Here is a 1,695-nt window from a genome sequence, read left to right on the forward strand (position 1 = left end):
GGTGCGGGCGAGGCGGGCCGTCTCCTCCTCGACCGGCTGGCCGCCGCCACGGGTGCCGCCGTCGCGGCCTCCTCGGGCCCGGTCGGTCCGGCGACGCGGGGCGCCTCCTGGGCGCTCGACGTGCGCACCGCCCCGGTCTTCACCCCCTCTCCCTTCGCGGAAGCCGAGGGTTGGTCCCATGTGCTGGCCGTGACCGGCACCACGACGGCAGGTCCCGATCTGCTGACCAGCGACGACGATCCCGACGTGATCGAGGGTGGGGCCGGCAACGACACCCTGAACGGCGGTGGCGGCAACGACACGCTGATCGGCGGTGCGGGCGCCGACCTGCTGAACGGCGGCGACGGTTTCGACGAGGCGTCCTACGAGAACGCCACCGCCGGGATGACCATCGACGTCGGCAACCCGGCGAACAGCACGGGCGACGCCGCGGGCGACACCTTCACCGACATCGAGCGCTGGGTCGGCACCAACTACGACGACACCATGGTGGCCGGGAACGGTCCCGTGTGGTTCTGGGGCCATGACGGCGCCGACTCGCTGGTCGGCGGGGTCGGCGACGACACGCTGGAAAGCGGCAACGGCAACGACACCGTCCATGGCGGGGCCGGCAACGACCAGCTCTTCGGGCGTGCCGAAGACGACATGCTTTATGGCGACGATGGCGACGACCTGCTGGTCGGCGGCGGCGGCAAGGACAGCCTGACCGGCGGGGCCGGCAACGACACGCTGGTCGGCGATTGGGACGCCGACACGATGGTCGGCGGCGACGGCGACGACACCTTCTACAGCGGCGAGCACGGCACCCTGGACGAGGCGGACGTCATCCAGGGCGGCAACGGCAACGACACCTTCATCGTCGCCGCCCAGGGCGACGCCGGCACGGTGTCCTTCGACGGCGGTGACGGCACCGACACGCTGCGCATCAGTTCCGACGACGTGACCGATCCGGAATGGAAGGTCACCACGGCGACGCCGCAGATCGACATCTCCGGCATGACGCTGACCAGTGTGGAAAATCTCGATCTGGTCGGCAGCGTCCGCCACACGGTGACGATGACCGCCGCCCAGGCCAGCGGCTTCACCAGCGGGGTGACCGGGGCCATGGTGGGCGACGCCTTCACCATCACCGGCACGGCCATGACCGGCACCACCACCGCCGGCAACGGCGGCCAGCTCGGCGCCGGGCAGGTCCAGGCGGAGACGGTGGACGGCGTCACCTTCCTGCGCATCGGCACCGACGCCACGGCGGGCGCCGACGTCACCCTGCGCTTCGTCGGCAGCTTCGCCGCCGGACAGTTCCAGCTCAACGGCGACACCGTCACGCTGGTGGACGCGCCGCCGACCACGGAACCGCCGACGACGGAGCCCCCCACCACCGAGCCGCCCACCACGGAACCTCCGACCACGACGCCCCCGACCACCGAACCGCCCACCACGGAGCCGCCGACCACGACGCCCCCGACGACGGAGCCGCCCACCACGGAACCGCCGACCACGACGCCCCCGACGACGGAGCCGCCGACCACGACTCCCCCGACCACCGAACCGCCGACCACGACGCCCCCGACGACGGAGCCGCCGACCACCACCCCGCCGGTGGACGACCGCCCTTCCGCCGCCATGCAGCGCATCGTGGACGGCGTGACCGAGGACGTGAAGGCCTACGCCTACGAGGGGCCGGTCTCCACCCTG

1 protein-coding gene is annotated in these 1,695 nt (G+C 72.3%); it reads left to right on the top strand.

Annotated elements, in window-relative coordinates; translation table 11 throughout:
- Positions 1-1,695, top strand: a 1,695-nt coding sequence (locus tag QSG27_RS28850) for a DUF4347 domain-containing protein (RefSeq protein ID WP_306712278.1), incomplete at both ends; no start/stop codon positions are given.

This window comes from Azospirillum isscasi, from assembly GCF_030849505.1.
Taxonomy (GTDB): Bacteria; Pseudomonadota; Alphaproteobacteria; order Azospirillales; family Azospirillaceae; genus Azospirillum; species Azospirillum isscasi.